Source organism: Streptomyces sp. NPDC048295 (genome assembly GCF_040652135.1).
GTDB lineage: Bacteria > Actinomycetota > Actinomycetes > Streptomycetales > Streptomycetaceae > Streptomyces.
Genome location: NZ_JBEZLL010000008.1, coordinates 196,059 through 211,360, shown reverse-complemented (window position 1 = coordinate 211,360; position 15,302 = coordinate 196,059). Strand labels below are relative to the sequence as shown.

Annotated in this window: 13 protein-coding genes; 12 read left to right on the top strand and 1 reads right to left on the bottom strand. The window is 70.6% G+C overall.

The window, feature by feature from the left end; genetic code table 11:
• Positions 1-73 precede the first annotated feature (73 nt).
• The gene (locus AB0D53_RS14735; protein WP_362445254.1) at positions 74-385 is read right to left on the bottom strand and encodes a hypothetical protein; all 312 of its coding nucleotides are present in this window, start codon (positions 383-385) and stop codon (positions 74-76) included.
• Between the two features lie 116 nt (positions 386-501).
• Between AB0D53_RS14735 and AB0D53_RS14730 the strand changes: the two genes are divergently transcribed.
• From AB0D53_RS14730 to AB0D53_RS14675, 12 genes are all read left to right on the top strand, one after another.
• The gene (locus tag AB0D53_RS14730) at positions 502-2,025 is read left to right on the top strand and encodes a folylpolyglutamate synthase/dihydrofolate synthase family protein (protein WP_362445251.1); all 1,524 of its coding nucleotides are present in this window, start codon (positions 502-504) and stop codon (positions 2,023-2,025) included.
• Positions 2,026-2,028: 3 nt separating this feature from the next.
• On the top strand, positions 2,029-2,388 hold the full coding sequence (locus AB0D53_RS14725) for a DUF4233 domain-containing protein (RefSeq protein WP_362445248.1): 360 nt from the start codon (positions 2,029-2,031) through the stop codon (positions 2,386-2,388).
• Positions 2,389-2,484: 96 nt separating this feature from the next.
• Entirely contained in the window at positions 2,485-2,898 is a 414-nt protein-coding gene (ndk, locus tag AB0D53_RS14720; RefSeq protein WP_362445245.1) for a nucleoside-diphosphate kinase, read from the top strand.
• 289 nt (positions 2,899-3,187) lie between these two features.
• Positions 3,188-4,207 (top strand): rod shape-determining protein, encoded by a 1,020-nt coding sequence (locus AB0D53_RS14715; RefSeq protein WP_317860288.1) that lies wholly within the window; start codon positions 3,188-3,190, stop codon positions 4,205-4,207.
• 132 nt (positions 4,208-4,339) lie between these two features.
• Positions 4,340-5,392 carry a rod shape-determining protein MreC gene (mreC, locus tag AB0D53_RS14710; RefSeq protein ID WP_362445241.1) on the top strand — a complete coding sequence of 351 codons (1,053 nt, stop codon included), beginning with the start codon at positions 4,340-4,342 and terminating at the stop codon, positions 5,390-5,392.
• Between the two features lie 11 nt (positions 5,393-5,403).
• A complete protein-coding gene (gene mreD, locus AB0D53_RS14705) occupies positions 5,404-6,066 on the top strand; it encodes a rod shape-determining protein MreD (RefSeq protein ID WP_362445237.1) in 663 nt (220 codons plus the stop codon).
• Positions 6,067-6,127: 61 nt separating this feature from the next.
• Positions 6,128-8,293, top strand: a complete 2,166-nt coding sequence (gene mrdA / locus AB0D53_RS14700) for a penicillin-binding protein 2 (RefSeq protein ID WP_362445234.1) — start codon at positions 6,128-6,130, stop codon at positions 8,291-8,293.
• The gene (gene rodA, locus AB0D53_RS14695) at positions 8,293-9,483 is read left to right on the top strand and encodes a rod shape-determining protein RodA (protein ID WP_329821032.1); all 1,191 of its coding nucleotides are present in this window, start codon (positions 8,293-8,295) and stop codon (positions 9,481-9,483) included. Before mrdA ends, rodA begins: the two co-directional genes overlap by 1 nt.
• A 51-nt stretch (positions 9,484-9,534) precedes the next feature.
• The gene (locus AB0D53_RS14690; protein WP_362445231.1) at positions 9,535-11,055 is read left to right on the top strand and encodes a CYTH and CHAD domain-containing protein; all 1,521 of its coding nucleotides are present in this window, start codon (positions 9,535-9,537) and stop codon (positions 11,053-11,055) included.
• Between the two features lie 50 nt (positions 11,056-11,105).
• Positions 11,106-13,031, top strand: a complete 1,926-nt coding sequence (locus AB0D53_RS14685) for a TIGR03960 family B12-binding radical SAM protein (protein WP_362445228.1) — start codon at positions 11,106-11,108, stop codon at positions 13,029-13,031.
• Positions 13,032-13,120: 89 nt separating this feature from the next.
• On the top strand, positions 13,121-14,311 hold the full coding sequence (locus AB0D53_RS14680) for a hypothetical protein (protein ID WP_362445225.1): 1,191 nt from the start codon (positions 13,121-13,123) through the stop codon (positions 14,309-14,311).
• 122 nt (positions 14,312-14,433) lie between these two features.
• Positions 14,434-15,216: a TIGR03936 family radical SAM-associated protein gene (locus AB0D53_RS14675; protein WP_362445220.1), complete on the top strand. Its 783-nt coding sequence runs from the start codon at positions 14,434-14,436 to the stop codon at positions 15,214-15,216.
• The last annotated feature ends 86 nt before the right edge of the window (positions 15,217-15,302 follow it).

The following is a 15,302-nucleotide window of genomic DNA, read 5'->3' as shown; positions in this document are numbered from 1 at the left end:
TGACCGACCAGAGGGACGGGGGCTTCGCCCTTTTCCGCGTACGGTCAGGACTCCAGCGCCACCGGGCCGGCGGTCACCGGCTCCGCGTTGCGCCGGGTCCTCGCCCAGCCGTCGCGGTCACGCAGCATGCGCACGAAGGCCCGCGCCGGTCGACCACCGCGATCGGCAGATCGCTCATGTCCCGCACCCGGCCCAGCACCTCCCACGGATCGAGGCCGGGCAGCCGGAGGCTGAGGATCAGGCTGTCGGGGCGGTACTCGTACAGGGCGCGCAGCGCGCTCTCACCGGTACGGACGACCAGCGTCTCGTACCGCGGGTCGGCGGTCAGCCGGGCGAGTGCCGGGTGCAGGCCGTCGGGTGCGGCGATCAGGGGACGGGGGCGCACACTTCCCACCATGCGCCCGCTCGGCGCGACATGCCGACAGCGGTCCCGGCGCCGGTGGTCCCGGTCCGCCACCGGGCGCTGCGCGCGATGTCCGTGGCCATCCGTAGACTGGCCCCGTGAGTGAGCCCCGCCCTTCCGACCGGCACGACAACTCCGATTCCGACGACGCCTTCGCGGAGATCGTCGACGAAGAGACCCAGCGCGACCCCGACCTGGCGGTGATCGAGGCCGGTAGCCGCACGCTGCGCACCCGCTCCGGGCCGCCGCAGGGCGACGAGGTCCCGGCCCGCCCCGCCGACCCCGAGGTGGACAAGGCGCTGCGCGCCGTGGAGCAGGAGCTCGCCGGACGCTGGGGCGAGACCAAGCTGGAGCCCTCCGTCACGCGCATCGCCGCGCTGATGGACGTGCTCGGCGAGCCGCAGCGCGCCTACCCCTCGATCCACATCACCGGGACCAACGGCAAGACGAGCACGGCCCGCATGATCGAGGCGCTGCTCGGCGCCTTCGACCTGCGTACCGGCCGCTACACCTCGCCGCACGTCCAGTCGATCACCGAGCGGATCAGCCTGGACGGCTCCCCGATCGACCCCGAGCGGTTCATCGAGGCGTACCAGGACATCAAGCCGTACGTGGAGATGGTCGACACCCAGCAGCCGTACCGGCTCTCCTTCTTCGAGGTACTGACGGGCATGGCCTACGCGGCCTTCGCCGACGCCCCGGTCGACGTCGCGGTGGTCGAGGTCGGCATGGGCGGCAGCTGGGACGCGACCAACGTCATCGACGGCTCGGTCGCCGTCGTCACGCCCATCTCGCTGGACCACACCGACCGGCTGGGCACCACGCCCGCCGAGATCGCCGGTGAGAAGGCCGGGATCATCAAGCAGGGCGCCACGGTCATCCTCGCCCAGCAGCCGGTGGACGCCGCGCAGGTCATGCTGAAGAAGGCCGTCGAGGTCGATGCCACGGTGGCCCGCGAGGGCATGGAGTTCGGCGTCGTCTCCCGCGAGATCGCGGTCGGCGGGCAGCTGCTGACGCTGCGCGGCCTCGGCGGCGAGTACGAGGAGATCTTCCTCCCGCTGTACGGCGCCCACCAGGCGCACAACGCGGCGGTGGCGCTCTCCGCGGTGGAGGCCTTCTTCGGGATCGGCGCCGAGCAGCCCGGCTCGCTCGACGTCGACACGGTCCGCCGGGCCTTCGCCTCGGTGATCTCCCCGGGCCGCCTCGAAGTCGTCCGTTCCAGCCCCACTGTCGTCCTGGACGCGGCGCACAACCCGGCGGGTGCCCGCGCCACCGCCGACGGGCTCTCCGAGGCCTTCGGCTTCTCCCGGCTGATCGGTGTGGTCGGCACCAGCTCCGACAAGGACGTCAAGGGGCTCCTCGAAGCCTTCGAGCCGATCTTCGCCGAGGTCGTCATCACGCAGAACTCCAGCGGCCGCGCGATGGACGTCGACGAGCTGGCCGCCGTCGCGGTCGAGGTCTTCGGCGAGGACCGCGTCCAGGTGGAGCCACGCCTGGACGACGCCCTGGAGGCGGCGATCACCCTCGCCGAGGAGGAGGACGAATACGCGGGCGCCGGTGTTCTGGTGACCGGCTCCGTGATCACGGTCGGCGAGGCCCGGCTGCTCCTGGGAAGGCGCTGACCCATGCGTACGCTCTGTGCATCCACGCTGATCGGCGAGTTCTTCGTGATCGGCTTCGCCGGACTCGTCGCGATGAAGTCCGACGACCTGACCGGTGCCACGGTCTGGACGGTCTGCGGCGCAGGCATGCTGCTCTCCGTGCTGCTCTGCGGAATGATCACCCGCCCCGGCGGCATACAGCTCGGCTGGGCGCTGCAGATCGCCCTGGTGCTGAGCGGCTTCGTCGTCCCGATGATGTTCATCCTCGGTGTGGTCTTCGCCGGTCTGTGGTGGGCCTCGGTGCACTACGGCCGCAAGATCGACGAGGCGAAGGCCCGCTGGGCGGCGGCGCAGGAGGCGGCCGGATCCCCGGCCGGCGGCTGACGCGGTGCCTGTGGGCCAAACCCGGCCGCCGGGCCTTCCCCGTACCCCTGTAGCCTCGGTTCACCGCACCCGCATGCCTGCAAGGAGCCGCACACCATGACCCAGCGCACCCTCGTTCTCCTCAAGCCCGACGCTGTCCGGCGCGGACTGGTCGGCGAGATCGTCGGGCGGATCGAGCGCAAGGCCGGCTGGCGGATCACCGCACTGGAGCTGCGCTCCCTCGACCGCGCCACGCTGGAGCAGCACTACGCCGAGCACGTCGGCCGTCCGTTCTACGAGCCGCTCGTCGAGTTCATGCAGTCCGGTCCGATCGTGGCGCTGGTCGCCGAGGGCGAGCGGGTCATCGAGGGCATCCGTACGCTGGCCGGCCCCACCGACCCGATCGCCGCCGCGCCCGGTTCCATCCGCGGCGACTTCGGCACGATCACCCGGGAGAACCTCATTCACGCCTCGGACTCCGAGGAGTCCGCGGAGCGGGAACTGAAGCTCTTCTTCCCCGGAATCGCCTGATCGCCGATCAGCCGAACAGCGCTCAAGACCTGGGGCGACCGAATTAATTCGGTCGCCCTTCGGTATAGGGTCCGGGATCGCGGGAACGCATCCCTCCGACGTAACGTCACCATGAGTGGAACGGCCACCCGTTCCGCCCACAATGGCGAAGGACCCTCGCGCGGTGTCCGTCATTGCGGCACTACGATGGAATCTTCCACGCCCGCCGCGCTCACCTCGCCGACCAGAACAAGCCACATCGCTTTCTCGGAAGGCCCGACGCATCCTCATGGGGAACAAGGGGAACTCAATGTCGTTCATCGGCCGTGACATGGCTATCGACCTCGGGACTGCCAACACGCTGGTGTACGTCAGGGGGCGCGGCATCGTTCTGAACGAGCCGTCCGTCGTGGCCATCAACACCAACACCGGCGGCATCCTGGCGGTCGGCTCCGAGGCCAAGAAGATGATCGGGCGTACACCGGGCAACATCGTTGCCGTACGGCCCCTGAAGGACGGCGTGATCGCCGACTTCGAGATCACCGAGCGGATGCTCCGCTACTTCATCCTGAAGATCCACAAGCGCCGCTACCTGGCCCGCCCGCGGGTCGTCGTCTGCGTGCCCTCCGGCATCACCGGGGTCGAGCGACGCGCCGTGATCGAGGCATCGACGCAGGCCGGCGCGCGCCAGGTGCACATCATCGAGGAGCCCATGGCGGCGGCCATCGGCTCCGGGCTGCCGGTCCACGAGGCCACCGGCAACATGGTCGTCGACATCGGTGGCGGCACCACCGAGGTCGCGGTCATCTCGCTGGGCGGAATCGTCACTGCCCAGTCGATCCGGGTCGCCGGTGACGAGCTGGACAACGCGATCATCCAGCACGTCAAGAAGGAGTACTCGCTCCTCCTCGGCGAGCGCACCTCCGAACAGATCAAGATCACCATCGGCTCGGCGTACGACATGGACAAGGACGAGCACACCGAGATCCGCGGCCGCGACCTCGTCTCCGGACTGCCCAAGACCGTGGTCATCTCGGCCGCCGAGGTCCGCAAGGCCATCGAGGAACCGGTCAACGCGATCGTCGACGCCGTGAAGACCACGCTCGACAAGTGCCCGCCGGAACTCTCCGGCGACGTCATGGACCGCGGCATCGTCCTGACCGGCGGCGGCGCGCTGCTGCGCGGACTGGACGAGCGGCTGCGCCGCGAGACCGGCATGCCGATCCACATCGCGGAGGACCCGCTGGACTCGGTGGCCCTCGGATCCGGCAAGTGCGTCGAGGAGTTCGAGGCGCTCCAGCAGGTGCTGGACGCACAGCCCCGCAGGTGAACAGCCCCGCGGGCGAACCGCCGCGCGGGTGAACAACACAGCGGTCCGCTGCACGGAACACTGCCGCTCCGTACGGCTGATCGTTGATATACAGGCACGAATATTCCGACGAGGAAGGCACGGCCGCCGCACGTGAGGGACACACGAGAGAGCCGGCTGCTCCTGGTGCTGCTGATCGCCATCGCGTTCGCTTTGATCACGGTGGACATCCGCGGGGGCGAGGAGTCACCGGTGGACGGCGCCCGGCGGGCCGCCGCAGCGGCCTTCGGGCCGGTGGAGAACGGCGTCGCGGCAGCCGTCGACCCGGTGGGCAACGCCATAGGGGCGGTACGCGACTCCGGGAAACGGCACAACCGGATCGCCGAGCTCGAACAGCAGAACGCCGCGCTCAAGACGAAGCTCGGCAGCGACGACAGCAACCGCAACAGGGTCCGCGAACTCGACCGGATGCTGAAGAAGTCGGCCGCCGGACAGTACGGCATCAAGGGCGCCGAGGTCATCGCCATAGGAGCGGCCCAGGGCTTCTCCTGGACGGTCACCATCGACGCGGGTTCCAACGACGGAATCAAGCGCGACATGACCGTCATCAACGGCGACGGACTGGTCGGCCGGGTCACCACCGTCGGCCCGGACACCTCCACGGTGCTCCTCGCCAACGACCCCGACTTCACCGTCGGCACCCGGATGGAGAAGACCGACGAACTCGGCTTCGCCACCGGCCAGGGCTCCCGGCCGCTCTCCGTCCAGTTCCTCAACGGCAAGGCCAAGGTGAAGAAGGGCGACCGGCTCGTCACCTTCGGCTCCAGCAAGGACAAGCCCTTCGTGCCCGGCGTCCCGGTCGGCGAGGTCGTCCGGGTCGACCCGTCCGGCGGCGGCCTGACCCGTACCGTCTACGTCCGCCCGTACGTCGGCTTCACCAAGCTCGACATCGTCGGCGTCGTGGTCCAGGCCCCGCGCGAGGACCCCCGTGACATGGTCCTGCCGAAGCAGCCGGCCAAGCCCGCCAAGCCGAAGCCGACCCCCACCGTCACCGTCACGATCTCGCCCAACGGCGACATCGTCGACACCGAAGGAAACGTCGTCGGGAACATCCACGAGAGCCCGGACGCCGGCAACAGCCCGGACCCGAACGGCACTCCGGGCGCCACACCGAACGCCGGCACCGCGGTCAACGAGCAGAGGTAGAGCTGATTCCCATGCGTCTGAACCGGATTCTGCTCTCCGCCGTCCTGGTTGTCGTCGCCCTCGTCGTCCAGGTCTCGGTGCTGGCCCGTCTCCAGCTCCCCGGCGCCGTGCCCGACCTGCTGCTTCTGGTCGTCCTCGGCCTCGCCTTCGTGTACGGACATGTCAGCGGCGCCCTCATCGGTTTCGGCGCGGGGCTCCTCGCCGACCTGGCACCGCCCGCCGACCACGCCGCCGGACGCTACGCGCTGGTCCTCTGCGTCATCGGCTACCTCGCGGGGCTCTTGAAGCCGGAGAACGGGCAGCTGAAATCGGCGATGGTCCCGATGATCGGGGTGGTCGCCGCGGCGATCGGATCGACCCTGCTGTACGCGCTCGTCGGCGCGCTCGTCGGGGACACGGCGGCCCGCCACGTCGGCCTCGGCAGCCTGCTGTTCACCGCCGCCGTCTACGACCTGCTGCTGGCCCCCTTCGTCGTACCGCTCATCATGGCCGTCGCCAGACGCACGGTGAACGACCCGCTCGCCGATACCTCCGGCGGCGGGGACGTGGCCGCGGGCTGGCTCGCCTCCGGCACCGGACTGCGGATCGGCAGTCAGCGCGGCGGACTGCGTGTCAAGGCCGCCCGCAACCGCGCGGCCCGCGCCGGACGCATCAAGGGGGTCAAGCGACTGTGAGGCCGCACCGCAGCCAGGAAACCCCGCACACCTCCGGCCCGACCACCACCGGGGGCGCCCCGTGACCAACATCCCCGAGACGGGCCGGACCCAACGCGTCCAGATCCGACTCGTCGTCATCCAGGTCCTCGTCTTCTCCCTGCTGCTCACCCTCGGCGGACGCCTCTGGTACCTCCAGATCCGCAACGGCCAGGAGTACAGCGACGAGGCGAAGAACAACCACGTCCAGCAGGTCGTCCAGCCCGCCGTCCGCGGCTCCATCCTCGATGCGCGCGGCGTGCCCCTCGCCGACAACGAGACCCGGCTGGTGGTCTCCGCCAGCCGCACCGAGCTGATGAAGATGGAGGACGACGGCAAGAGCGTCCTGACCCGGCTCGCCGGCGTCCTCGGCATGAAGCCCAAGGAGGTCCTCGACAAGGTCCGGCTCTGCGACTCGAAGACGCCGCAGCCCTGCTGGAACGGCTCGCCGTACCAGCCGATCCCGGTCACCGACGAGGCCACCACCCAGCAGGCCCTCACGATCCGCGAACGCGCCGAGGACTTCCCCGGCATCACCGCCGAGCCCACCGCCGTACGCCGGTACGGAGAACCCGGCAAGGCCAACACCGCGCAGGTCCTCGGCTACCTCTCGCCGGTCACCGACGACGAGATCACCAAGGCCCAGAACACCGACTCGCCGTACCTCCGCTCCGACCAGGTCGGCCGCTCCGGCCTGGAGCGCACCTACGACAAGGAACTGCGCGGCAAGGCCGGCGTCACCCGTTACGAGGTCGACAACCTCGGCCGGGTCATCGGCGAGGCGAAGAACGACAAGGCGGAGCCCGGCTCCAGCGTCGTCACCTCCATCGACGCCCGGGTCCAGGCCGTCGCCGAGTACGAGCTCAACGAGGCCATGAAGACGGCCCGTCAGTCCTTCGACAAGAACACCGGGGAGAACTACAAGGCCGACTCCGGCGCCGTCGTCGTCATGGAGGCCAAGACCGGCCGCGTCGTCGCGATGGCCTCCCTGCCCAACTACGACCCCAACTCCTGGGTCGGCGGCATCTCCGCCAAGGACTACGCCAAGCTCACCGGCAAGAACTCCAACTTCCCGCTGCTGAACCGGGCCATCCAGGGCCAGGCCGCCCCCGGCTCGATCTTCAAGGTCATCTCCTCGACCGCCGCGGTCAACGCCGGATACCCCTTCGACGGCCACTACCCCTGCCCCAGCTCGTACAACGTCGGCGGCCAGACCTTCAAGAACTTCGAGTCCCAGGGCTACGGCGACATCACCATCGGCCGGGCCCTCGAAGTCTCCTGCGACACCGTCTACTACGGCATCGCGCACAAGGAGTGGCTGAAGGACGGCGGGATGAACCCCAAGAAGAACGCCAAGGACTGGTTCTACAAGACCGCCCACCAGTTCGGCCTCGGCAAGGAGACCGGCATCGACCTCCCCAACGAGGTCAGCGGCCGGGTCCCCGACCGCAAGTGGAAGCAGGACTTCTACAAGGCGAACAAGGACGCCTGGTGCAAGCAGGGCAAGAAGGGCGGCACGTACGTCGAGCAGATCGCGTACGAGAACTGCCTCGAAGGCGACAAGATGCGCGCCGGTGACTCCGTCAACTACTCGATCGGCCAGGGCGACACGCTCGTCACCCCGATCCAGATGGCCACCATCTACGCCGCGATCTCCAACGGCGGCACCCTCCACGACCCCACCGTCGGCAAGGCGATCGTCAGCGGCGACGGCAGGACCGTCCAGGAGATCAAGCCCAAGTCGCACGGCAAGCTGCCCTTCAGCCGCAAGACGCGCAACGAGATAGACGGCGCCCTCGCGGGTGTCGCGACCCGTGGTTCGGCCGCCTGGCGATTCGGCGGCTGGCCGCAGGACAAGATCCCGATGCACGCCAAGACGGGTACGGCCGAGGTCTACGGCAAGCAGACGACCTCCTGGTTCGCCACGTACACCAAGGACTACTCGATCGTCATGACGATCTCCCAGGGCGGTACGGGCTCCGGCGCGTCCGGGCCCGCCGTGCGCAACATCTACGACGCCCTCTACGGTCTCGACGACTCCGGCAAGCAGGACCTGAAGAAGGCGCTGCTGCCCACCCCGCAGAAGTCCCTGCCCAAGATCCAGCAGGACGGCTCGATCGACGCCCCGGAGATCAAGCCCTACAACCCGGACTCGCAGAAGACCCCGGAGGAACAGACCCTCGCCGCGGCCCTGGGGAGGCGCGACTGATGGCCGGCTTCTCCGTCCAGCGGTACGCCCCCGAGCGCTCCGCCTGGGGCAAACTCACCGCCCGTGACTCCCTCGTCCGCAAACTCGACTGGCCGCTGCTCGGGTCCGCGATCGCGCTCTCCTTCATCGGCTCGCTGCTGGTCTACTCGGCGACCCGGGGACGCGACTCGCTCACCCACGGCGACCCGTACTACTTCCTCTTCCGGCACGCCCTCAACACCGGCATCGGATTCGCCCTGATGGTCGGCACGATCTGGCTCGGCCACCGCACCCTGCGCGGCGCCGTCCCGATCCTCTACGGCCTCTCGGTGCTGCTGGTGCTCGCCGTGCTCACCCCGCTCGGCGCCACCGTCAACGGCGCCCACGCCTGGATCATCATCGGCGGCGGCTTCTCGCTCCAGCCGTCCGAGTTCACCAAGATCACCATCATCCTGATCATGGCGATGCTGCTCGCCGAGCGCGTCGACGCGGGCGACCAGCTCCATCCCGACCACCGGACCGTCGCCAAGGCCCTCGGTCTGGCGGCCGTCCCGATGGCCGTAGTCATGGGGATGCCGGACCTCGGCTCCGTCATGGTCATGGTCGTCATCGTGCTCGGCGTGCTCCTCGCCTCCGGCGCGTCGAACCGGTGGATCGCCGGACTGCTCGGCGCGGGCGTGGCCGGCGCCATCGCGATCTGGCAGCTCGGCCTGCTCGACGAGTACCAGATCGCCCGCTTCGCCGCCTTCGCCAACCCGGCGCTCGACCCGGCGGGCGTCGGCTACAACACCAACCAGGCCCGCATCGCGATCGGCTCCGGCGGCCTCTCCGGGACGGGGCTCTTCCACGGCACCCAGACCACCGGCCAGTTCGTCCCCGAGCAGCAGACCGACTTCGTCTTCACCGTCGCGGGCGAGGAGCTCGGCTTCCTCGGCGCCGGGCTGATCCTCGTCCTGCTCGGCGTCGTCCTGTGGCGGGCCTGCCGGATCGCCCGCGAGACGACCGAGCTGTACGGCACGATCGTCGCCGCCGGAATCATCGCCTGGTTCGCCTTCCAGTCCTTCGAGAACATCGGGATGACGCTCGGCATCATGCCGGTCGCCGGACTCCCGCTGCCGTTCGTCTCGTACGGAGGGTCCTCGATGTTCGCCGTCTGGGTGGCCGTCGGGCTGCTCCAGTCGATCAGGGTGCAGCGGCCGATAAGCGCCTGAGCCGGTGCGCGAGCACTGCCCATTCGCGCACACAACGTCTAGATTCGGTTCATGGCGGACTCGAAGCGTGAGATCGAGCGGAAGTACGAAGCCACCACGGAGACCCGGCTCCCGGACCTGAGCCGGGTGGCCGGGGTGTCGGCCGTCGTCCACCGGGGCGTCAGCGAACTGGACGCCGTCTACTACGACACCGAGGACCTCCGGCTCGTGGCGGACTCCCTCACCCTGCGCCGCCGCACCGGCGGGAGCGACGCCGGCTGGCACCTCAAGTTCCCGGTCGCCTCCGGCATCCGGGACGAGCTGCGCGAACCGCTCTCCGACACCCTGCCCCGCTCCTTCGCGGGGCTGCTGCGCTCCCGGGTCCGCGACCGCGGCCTCGTCCCCGTCGTCCGGCTGGTCTCCGCCCGCGACGTCCACCACCTGCTCGACGCCGACGGCGCCCTGCTCGCCGAGGTCAGCGTCGACCGGGTGCAGGCCGAGCGGCTGACCGGCGGCGACGGTACGGCCGCCTGGACCGAGATCGAGGCCGAACTCGCCGACGACGGCGACCCCGCCTTCCTCGACGCCGTGGAGCGCAGGCTGCGCAAGGCCGGGGTCCGGCCGTCCGCGTCCCCGTCCAAGCTGGCCAGAGCACTCGCCGAGACCGCGCCCGAGCCGAGCCGGAGCCCCGCCGCGCGGGCCCGGCGGACCACCGCGGGCGACCATGTCCTCGCGTACATCCGGCACCAGGCCGAGGCGATCGTCGCCCTCGACCCCGCCGTCCGCCGCGACCTGCCCGACTCCGTGCACCAGATGCGGGTCGCCACCCGCAGGCTGCGCAGCGCGCTGCGGACGTACCGGAAGATCCTCGACCGCTCCGTCACCGACCCGGTCGGCGACGAGCTGAAGTGGCTGGCGGCCGAGCTCGGCATCGAACGCGACCAGGAGGTGCTCGACGCCCGGCTGCGCGCCCTCCTCGACGGCCTGCCCCGCACCCTGGTCCTCGGCCCGGTCCGCGGCCGGCTCCGGATCTGGTCGGCGGCGCGGCGCAGCGGCTCCCGCCGCCGCACCGTGGCCGTGCTCGACGGGAAGCGGTACCTGGCACTCCTGGAGAGCCTCGATGCCCTGCTCGCCGGCCCGCCCCTGCTGCCCGCCGCCTCCCGGGCACCCGGGCGGGCGCTGCCCCGGGCCGTGCTGAAGGAGTACCGGCGCCTCGCGGCCCGGGTCGGCCACGCCCTGGAGCTGCCGCCCGGCCACGACCGGGACGTGGCCCTGCACGAGGCCCGCAAGGCCGCCAAACGTGCCCGGTACGCGGCGGAGTCGGCCCGGCCCGCGCTCGGCGGGCCCGCCAAGCGGTTCGCCAAACGGATGAAGGCCGTCCAGAGCCTCCTCGGCGACCACCAGGACAGCGTGGTGGCCCGCGAGGCGCTGCGCGCCCTGGCCGTCCAGGCACACGCGGCGGGGGAGCCGGCCTTCACCTGGGGACTGCTGTACGGACGGGAGGAGGCGGCCGCCGCGGCGGACGAACGGGAGCTGCCGGAGGTGTGGGAGCGGGCCTCGCGGGAGGGACTGCGGACGGCGCTGGGAGGCTGAGCGCCGGGGTACGCTTGATGGTCACCCTTGCCGGCTCTCGAAAGTTCGCGATGTCTGTCGATTCGGTCTTCCCACAGCTCGAAGCTCTGCTCCCGCATGTGCAGAAGCCCATCCAGTACGTCGGCGGTGAGCTGAACTCCACCGTCAAGCCGTGGGACGACTGCGACGTCCGCTGGGCACTGATGTACCCGGACGCGTACGAGGTCGGGCTCCCCAACCAGGGCGTCATGATCCTCTACGAGGTGCTCAACGAGCGTCAGGGCGTCCTCGCCGAGCGCACCTACAGCGTGTGGCCGGACCTCGAAGAGCTGATGCGCGAGCACAAGGTCCCGCAGTTCACCGTGGACAGCCACCGCCCGGTCAAGGCGTTCGACGTCTTCGGGCTGAGCTTCTCCACCGAGCTCGGCTACACCAACATGCTCACCGCCCTGGACCTCGCGGGGATTCCCCTGGAGGCCCGTGACCGCGGCCTCGACGACCCGATCGTCCTCGCGGGCGGCCACGCCGCCTTCAACCCCGAGCCGATCGCCGAGTTCATCGACTGCGCGGTCATCGGCGACGGCGAGCAGGCCGTCCTGGAGATCACCGAGATCGTCCGCGCCTGGAAGGCCGAGGGCCGTCCCGGCGGCCGCGAGGAGGTGCTCTTCCGCCTCGCCAGGACCGGCGGCGTCTACGTCCCGGGCTTCTACGACGTCGAGTACCTCCCCGACGGGCGGATCGGCCGTGTCGTGCCCAACAAGTCGGGCGTGCCGTGGCGGGTGTCCAAGCACACCGTGATGGACCTCGACGAGTGGCCGTACCCGAAGCAGCCCCTCGTACCGCTCGCCGAGACCGTCCACGAGCGGATGTCCGTCGAGATCTTCCGCGGCTGCACCCGCGGCTGCCGTTTCTGCCAGGCCGGCATGATCACGCGCCCCGTGCGGGAGCGAAGCATCACCGGCATCGGCGAGATGGTCGAGAAGGGCCTCAAGGCGACCGGCTTCGAGGAGGTCGGCCTGCTCTCGCTCTCCTCCGCGGACCACACCGAGATCGGCGAGATCGCCAAGGGCCTCGCCGACCGGTACACCGAGGACAAGATCGGCCTCTCGCTGCCGTCCACCCGCGTCGACGCGTTCAACGTGGACCTGGCCAACGAGCTGACCCGCAACGGCCGCCGCTCCGGACTCACCTTCGCCCCCGAGGGCGGCTCCGAGCGGATGCGCAAGGTCATCAACAAGATGGTCTCGGAAGAGGACCTCATCCGCACCGTCGCCACCGCGTACGGCAACGGCTGGCGCCAGGTGAAGCTGTACTTCATGTGCGGCCTGCCCACCGAGACCGACGAGGACGTCCTCCAGATCGGCGACATGGCGGTCAACGTGATCGCCAAGGGCCGCGAGGTCTCCGGCCAGAACGACATCCGCTGCACCGTCTCCATCGGCGGCTTCGTGCCCAAGCCGCACACGCCGTTCCAGTGGGCCCCGCAGCTGAGTGCCGAGGAGACCGACGCCCGGCTCACCAAGCTCCGCGACAAGATCCGCGGCGACAAGAAGTACGGCCGCTCCATCGGCTTCCGCTACCACGACGGCAAGCCCGGCATCGTCGAGGGCCTCCTCTCGCGCGGCGACCGCCGCGTCGGCTCCGTCATCCGCGCGGTCTACGAGTCCGGTGGCCGCTTCGACGGCTGGCGCGAGCACTTCAGCTACGACCGCTGGATGACCGCCGCCGGGAAGACGCTGCCCGGGTACGGCGTGGACGTCGACTGGTACACCACCCGCGAGCGCTCCTACGAGGAGGTCCTGCCCTGGGACCACCTGGACTCCGGCCTGGACAAGGACTGGCTCTGGGAGGACTGGCAGGACTCGCTCGACGAGACCGAGGTCGAGGACTGCCGCTGGACCCCGTGCTTCGACTGCGGCGTCTGCCCGCAGATGGACACCAGCATCCAGATCGGCCCGACCGGCAAGAAGCTGCTGCCGCTGTCGGTCGTGAAGTAGCCGCCGCGAGCGCGTCCCCGCAGGTGACGGATGAGTGACGAAGGCCCGGCCCGGGAAACTCCCGGCCGGGCCTTCGCGTCGTTCAGGGCATGGACCACGGCAAACACCGGGCCCCGGCGGAGTACGAAGCCGGCGAGGGCTGTCTGACCACGCTGATCCGGATCCCGGTACGGATCGTGGTGCTGGTCGTCGTGCTGCCCGTACGGATGGTCTGGGACGCCCTGGTGGTGGCGGCCCGTGCCGCCCGCCGGAGCCTGTTGCGTCCACTGGGACGTTGCCTGTCCTGGCTGTTCGGGACGCTGGTGGTGGTCCCCGCCGGCCGGCTGTACGCGTCGGTGCTCACTCCGCTCGGGCATGTGCTGCGGTGGGTGGCCGGGGCGGTCTTCGTGTGGCCGTGGGTCGCGCTCTGGCGGTATGTACTGGTGCCGGGGGCGCGGTACGGGCTGGTGGTGCCCGTGGTGTGGCTGTACGGGGCGGTGCTCACTCCGCTCGGGCATGTGCTGCGGTGGGTGTACCGGGAGTTGCTCGCCCCTGCCGGACGCGGGATCCGTACGGCCGTCGGTCTGCTTCTCACGGCGGTCCTCGTCCTGCCGGTGACCGGCCTGTGGCGGTATGTCGTGGTGCCGCTCGCCCTCGCCGCGGCCCGGCTGGCCGAGCACCTGGTCGTACGGCCCCTGGGGTGGCTGTACCGGGGGGTGCTCACCCCGCTCGGTCACGGCGTCGCCCGGCTGCTCGACGGGCTGGCACGCGGGATCGCGGCCGCCGGGGCCGGGCTGTGGGCGGCGGTGGTGTGGCTGGTCGGGACCCTGCTGGTCGCGCCGGTCCGTTGGCTCTACCGACGAGTCCTCCACCCGGTGGGCCGGGAGATCGCCGCCGCGGTCGGCATCGCCTGGCAGGTCGCGGGGTACATCTCGCGGGCCGTCGGCCGGGCCGTCGCCTGGCTGGCCCGGCATCTGGTCGGGGCGCCCGTGGCCTGGGCCTACCGCACGGTCTGCACACCCGTGGGCCACTTCCTGCGCGATCGGATCCGGGCCCCGGCCGCGCGCGCCGCCGTCGAGGCCGGACGCGCGGCCCGGTCGGCGCTGCGCTCGGCGCGCGAGACCGTACGCCAGGCACGCCGCGACGCATGGCGGGCCCTGGTCGGCGGGCCGGGGACGGCCGAGCCCCGGGAACCGGGGAGGCCTGGTACGCGTACTCTGGGTAGTACAACGACTGTGCCCAGCGTGGCGCCCGAACCAGAGATCTCCTCGCCCGGAGGGAAAAGAGCCGAGCGGGGGTGAGCCGGACCGGACACCCCGGGCCACCCGCATTTCGAGGGCGGCGCCCCACCGCGTCCGCCCCGCACCGAGGAGAAGAACCACTGGGCAAGCGACAGCCCGAAGGCCCGCCGCCCGCACCGGCGGTGCAGCGCATCCGACTGCGCTACACCAAGCGCGGCCGCCTCCGGTTCACCAGTCACCGTGACTTCCAGCGCGCCTTCGAGCGGGCACTGCGCCGCTCCGAGGTGCCCATGGCCTACTCGGCCGGCTTCACCCCGCACCCGAAGGTGTCGTACGCCAACGCCGCTCCGACCGGCACGGGCAGTGAGGCCGAGTTCCTGGAGATCGCCCTCACCGAGTACCGCGATCCGGCCGTTCTGCGGGAGCTGCTCAACGGCTCGCTGCCGGACGGTCTCGACATCACCGACGCCGTGGAGGCCCGTACCTCGGGTCTCGCCGACCGGCTGACCGCTTCCGTCTGGGAGCTCCGTCTCGACGGTGTCACCGCGGCGGAGGCGGCCGAGGCCGTGACCGCCTTCAACGAGGCGGAGACCGTCGAGGTCCAGCGCCGCGCGAAGAACGGCATGCGGACCTTCGACGCCCGCGCCGCCGTGGTCGATCTGCAGGCTCTTGATCCACAGGCTGATAGGCCCGAGGACAGGCCCTGTGCGATACTGCGGCTGGTTGTTCGGCACGTGACACCTGCCGTGCGACCCGACGACGTCCTGTCCGGTCTCCGCGTTGTGGCCGACCTGGCGCCGCCGGTCCCCGCAGCGGTGACCAGGCTGGCGCAGGGGCTCTTCGACGAGGAGTCCGGCACGGTGACCGACCCGCTCGCGCCCGACCGCGAGGCAGCCCCGGCCGCTCCACCAGCGGCCACCGGGACCGCCGTCGCGACGGCGCCGGAAGGTGCAGGTTCCGCGTAAGGCGGTCGTTGCAGCGCAGCCTCCGACTCGGGAGCCATCCGGTTCGGGCCGCGCGATGACCCATAAGACTTTCGCCAGGCCGTATG

Excerpts from the sequence above, each read along its gene's own strand:
- AB0D53_RS14725 (WP_362445248.1), top strand. The coding sequence starts at position 2,029 with ATGCGTACGCTCTGTGCATCCACGCTGATCGGCGAGTTCTTCGTGATC.
- ndk (WP_362445245.1), top strand. The coding sequence starts at position 2,485 with ATGACCCAGCGCACCCTCGTTCTCCTCAAGCCCGACGCTGTCCGGCGC.
- AB0D53_RS14715 (WP_317860288.1), top strand. The coding sequence starts at position 3,188 with ATGTCGTTCATCGGCCGTGACATGGCTATCGACCTCGGGACTGCCAAC.
- mreD (WP_362445237.1), top strand. The coding sequence starts at position 5,404 with ATGCGTCTGAACCGGATTCTGCTCTCCGCCGTCCTGGTTGTCGTCGCC.
- rodA (WP_329821032.1), top strand. The coding sequence starts at position 8,293 with ATGGCCGGCTTCTCCGTCCAGCGGTACGCCCCCGAGCGCTCCGCCTGG.
- AB0D53_RS14690 (WP_362445231.1), top strand. The coding sequence starts at position 9,535 with ATGGCGGACTCGAAGCGTGAGATCGAGCGGAAGTACGAAGCCACCACG.
- AB0D53_RS14685 (WP_362445228.1), top strand. The coding sequence starts at position 11,106 with ATGTCTGTCGATTCGGTCTTCCCACAGCTCGAAGCTCTGCTCCCGCAT.
- AB0D53_RS14680 (WP_362445225.1), top strand. The coding sequence starts at position 13,121 with ATGGACCACGGCAAACACCGGGCCCCGGCGGAGTACGAAGCCGGCGAG.